We start from the raw sequence: 3953 nt of genomic DNA on the forward strand, positions 1-3953 counted from the left end.
TTTCTATTTAATTTTGTGAACACATCAAGTAAAACAAATAATTTTTTTCATTATCAACTCCTTTATAATTTTTTTGAGTGTGTGTATTTCGAATGATTTACTATTTTTAGTTTAATTTAATTTGAGTATTAAAAACATCGAAATACCTAACAAAATCCTTACATTATTGTAAGGTTCCTTACAGAGACATAAGTTTTTAAAAATTTTAAAATATATTAACCCAGAACCATTTTTACAGCAAAACGGACGGAAATCCCATCGATATGAGAAAAAGACAGGCTTTGATATCTTAGGTGCTGTGTATGAGTGTACGATGTCACAAAAACGAAAATGTACATAATGATTTTTTAAAGATCCTATTCAGTAGGTTTATTTGTCATGCACATTTTTAATGTAATCAAAAATCAAAAAAAATACACTACCATATTATCTTTTGGAACGATTAGCTTGATAGCGATGTGGTACTACCCCGATACGTATGAGTCCATTGAGTCTTTCTACCAAGATTTCTTTGCATTTGCTGAAAAGTTGCTAGAAATGGGAAAGTATTATGATTTACAGTTCATGGATAAAAAAACATAAAATCTTAGAAGACTTAGATAAAGAACTTAAACATCGCCCGGATTTTCGTAAATATGTAGACTCATCCCCTGAATTCTTTAAAGATTATACTCAAATCACAAGTGGAATTTCAGTACTAACTCTTGTAATTAGTGGGAAATATGATGATGCTATCGAACCAGATCATTATAAGAAATTTAAGTTCCCTAATATGTCCATTGCTATCTTAGAAGATAAACACCATCCAGATCAAGAAGAATTTAAAAATGCAATTCGGGAATTTGTACTAAATATGCCTATTCTTAAAACAACTTAAAGTTAACAAAAAGTGCTTTCATGTATAGAGAGCATTTTTCAGTCTAATACTTTTTTCTATAGTCAAAACATTTTTTTAACGAAACAAAAGGATCATACATTTCGTGAACCACCAAAAAGTATGTAGACTTGTGCGAGAACTTCAAATTCAATCAATCATCCGTAAAAAGCGACGCTTTTTTAATGGGAAATCCTCAAAGGTTTTTTCGAATGTAGTAGAACAACAATTCCGAAACCGCAAACCAAATGAGGTACTTGTCATAGATATCACTTATTTGCCATTCAAAGATAAATTTCTCTATTTATCGGTCGTTCAAGAGAGTTATAACAATGAACTCGTTGTTTGCGAACTCTCACATCGCAATGATTTACAACTTGTCCTACAAACGTTAGATTTAGCAGCAGAAAAAAAGAGATGTGTATGGAACCATCATCCATTCAGATCAAGGATTCCAATATACATCTCATGCTTATCATCGTACGTTTCAAAACAGCTAGGCGCCATCGGCAGGGTTCTGTTGCAATTCATAAAAATGTTGTTGATTTAAAATAAAGATTGATAATTTAAAACAAAGTTTGATAAAACCCTGTATTAAATAGGTTTTTTCTTTTAACACTTAAATCCCAGATGTATTATTCAATTAAAGGGTCAGTTTGTGGAGGGTTTTAACAGGTTTTTTTAGAGTTATTATTTAAAAAAGATTTTGAAGTCTTTTGGCGAAAATTAAATATTAAATCTATAAAGGATGGAGGTTGTTGTGATGTTGAAACTGTTTCAATATAACTGGCAAGTTCGTGATGATTGGTTTACATTGTGCGAAGACATACCGGATAAAGAACTATTAAAGAAACGGGTCGGTGGGTTCGGCAGTATCCTACATACCCTATTGCACATTGTAGATGTGGAATATATGTGGATCTTAGGTTTGCGAGGTGAACCAGTGCCTGAGGAGCCATTGTTTGAGGTTTATGCTAGCTTACAAAAAGTGAAAAATCTTTCAGCTCAATACCGTGAGAAAGTGAAGCCATTTGTGACATCTTGGACAAATGAAATGGATTCTCGGAAACTTTCAGAAACTGATTTCAATGAAGAACCAATTAGCTCTAGAGACGCACCAATCAGGTGTCGAGTCATTGAATGTACACACGGAGAGATCATACGTCATGTCATTGTCCACGAAATCCATCATATTGGCCAGTTATCTATATGGGCACGTGAAATAGGAAAGGAGCCTGTTTCCGCAAATCTGAGAGGAAGAGGGCTATTCGATAATCAGACTGCCTTTGCCAATTTCACAAACGGGCGCGATTGTGGAGCAACACAGGTAGAAAATGATCAAACTTTATTTTAAAGCTACAAAAGCAACAAAAAAATTTCTTAATTTGATGACAATTATCATGTCCTGTAGAAAAATGTCGTTTTATAAAATATTCTGTCTATTTTTGAGAAAAAAAGAGTGGGAAGGGAACACGCGAAAGTAAAAAGAATACATACTTCATAAATATTTTCAGTATATTGGAGGAGTTATTATGAAGAAAAAGAATTTGTTATCGATCACTGCATCAACTTTACTACTTACATTTTGTATAGGGGGTTTTAATACTGCCGAGGCAGCTGGAACACCAAAGTTTCAAATGCCTTTTCCTTGTGGACAGAAGTGGGAAGGACAAACTCGTTCTAATCATAGTCCAGCAAATTCTGTTGATTTTAACCGAACAAATGATGAAGGGGATACTGTTGTAGCATCTGCTTCTGGCACAGTATCAAGGGTAGAAAATGAGGGAAATAGAAGTTATGGAAAATGGATTGAGATTAATCATGGAAACGGTTGGACTACTCGCTATGCACATTTAAGCACACAAAGCGTTAAAAAAGGACAAAAAGTTACGATAGGACAGAAAATTGGAAATGTGGGCAATACAGGGGGATCAACAGGTGCTCACCTTCATTTTGAACAACGTTATCAGGGACAAACCAAAAAAATTTCATTTAACGGCTCTCAAATCCATTATTGGGGTACAAAATCCTATACAAGTAAGAATAGTTGCAAAAAATAAATGGTATAATCTTATTTGTTATACAATATGTGTTTCTTAAAGAAGAAGTAGCACGCTATCGTTATTAAGCAAAATACGTTATCCTTACTATGATTTTATAGAAAGGATAACGTATTTTTTGGTTCTGATACAAAAATTCCAAGAATCTTGCAAGTAAAGTGAGTTTTGATCAAACTTTTTTATAAAAAATACATCTAGATGAGGTGTAGAGGAATCCATTTTGATCAATCTTGATATGCTCCCCACTAGGTAGACAGATAAAAAATAAAAATCTGTTTATCTAAGGGAAGTATTTTTTTTATGGCTCGAATGAAATATTCTAAAGCTGAAAAATTGGCGATTTTAGCTCTTTATAAAGATGGTCATCAATCAATAGCTGACATTACTGCTAAATTTTCAGTTGATCCTGGGACGATTAGAGATTGGAAGAGAAGGTATGAAGTGAATGGTGAAGATGGCTTAGAAGAAGCACTACAAGATAAACGCGGTCGAAAGAAAGAGGAATATGAATTAACAGATGAAGAAAAGTTTAAGCTAGAAATGAAACGTTTAGAGCGAGAAAATGAATGATTACGTGCAGAAAATGCTTTTTTAAAAAAGTTAGAGGAACTCGAAAGGAGGCGTCGTTAACAAGCGTTCGTCTACACAATAAATATAGAGCGATTCAAGATTTACATGCGAATGAAAATCTGCCAGTAATCCTTTTATGTGAAATTGCCGGTGTATCTCGTGCTGCTTATTATAAATGGCTACAGCGTAGGCCAACAGCTAGAGAATTAGAGAATGAAGGGTTCTGTTGCAAAGATTTCTAAACTGAGATAACCTGTAGAAAAAGTGTGAGCAGGAGAATGATATATGGGGTATTTTAAAGGAAAACAGTTTAAAAAGGATATTATTTTAGTAGCCGTCGGCTACTATTATCGTTTTTCTTTAAGCTATCGTGATGTATCTGAAATCTTGAAAGAGCGTGGTGTTTCGGTTCACCCAACAACCATCATGCGCTGGGTTCATGAATATGG

6 protein-coding genes and 1 pseudogene are annotated in these 3953 nt (G+C 33.8%); all 7 read left to right on the forward strand.

The genetic code is table 11. From position 1 onward, the window contains the following. The first annotated feature begins 550 nt into the window (after nucleotides 1-550). Nucleotides 551-877, forward strand: a complete 327-nt coding sequence (locus AZF08_RS21350; RefSeq protein ID WP_235190160.1) for an alpha/beta fold hydrolase — start codon at nucleotides 551-553, stop codon at nucleotides 875-877. A 103-nt stretch (nucleotides 878-980) separates the two neighbouring features. Next, a complete protein-coding gene (locus AZF08_RS29130) occupies nucleotides 981-1424 on the forward strand; it encodes a DDE-type integrase/transposase/recombinase (protein ID WP_153019570.1) in 444 nt (147 codons plus the stop codon). A gap of 213 nt (nucleotides 1425-1637) precedes the next feature. Then, the gene (locus AZF08_RS21355; protein WP_407639499.1) at nucleotides 1638-2228 is read left to right on the forward strand and encodes a DinB family protein; all 591 of its coding nucleotides are present in this window, start codon (nucleotides 1638-1640) and stop codon (nucleotides 2226-2228) included. 178 nt (nucleotides 2229-2406) lie between these two features. Continuing rightward, on the forward strand, nucleotides 2407-2934 hold the full coding sequence (locus tag AZF08_RS21360; protein WP_033679140.1) for a M23 family metallopeptidase: 528 nt from the start codon (nucleotides 2407-2409) through the stop codon (nucleotides 2932-2934). Between the two features lie 300 nt (nucleotides 2935-3234). Further along, a complete protein-coding gene (locus AZF08_RS31490) occupies nucleotides 3235-3504 on the forward strand; it encodes a helix-turn-helix domain-containing protein (RefSeq protein WP_051725982.1) in 270 nt (89 codons plus the stop codon). After that, nucleotides 3501-3746 carry a hypothetical protein gene (locus AZF08_RS21370; protein WP_051725986.1) on the forward strand — a complete coding sequence of 82 codons (246 nt, stop codon included), beginning with the start codon at nucleotides 3501-3503 and terminating at the stop codon, nucleotides 3744-3746. The genes AZF08_RS31490 and AZF08_RS21370 overlap by 4 nt, the downstream gene beginning before the upstream one ends. A gap of 43 nt (nucleotides 3747-3789) precedes the next feature. After that, nucleotides 3790-3953, forward strand: a pseudogene (locus AZF08_RS31495) (IS6 family transposase); the annotation flags it as partial.

This window comes from Bacillus gaemokensis (assembly GCF_001590835.1).
GTDB lineage: Bacteria > Bacillota > Bacilli > Bacillales > Bacillaceae_G > Bacillus_A > Bacillus_A gaemokensis.

Coding starts and splice junctions, on each gene's coding strand:
- AZF08_RS21350 (WP_235190160.1), top strand. CDS start 551: ATGATTTACAGTTCATGGATAAAAAAACATAAAATCTTAGAAGACTTA.
- AZF08_RS21355 (WP_407639499.1), top strand. CDS start 1,638: ATGTTGAAACTGTTTCAATATAACTGGCAAGTTCGTGATGATTGGTTT.
- AZF08_RS21360 (WP_033679140.1), top strand. CDS start 2,407: ATGAAGAAAAAGAATTTGTTATCGATCACTGCATCAACTTTACTACTT.
- AZF08_RS31490 (WP_051725982.1), top strand. CDS start 3,235: ATGGCTCGAATGAAATATTCTAAAGCTGAAAAATTGGCGATTTTAGCT.
- AZF08_RS21370 (WP_051725986.1), top strand. CDS start 3,501: ATGATTACGTGCAGAAAATGCTTTTTTAAAAAAGTTAGAGGAACTCGA.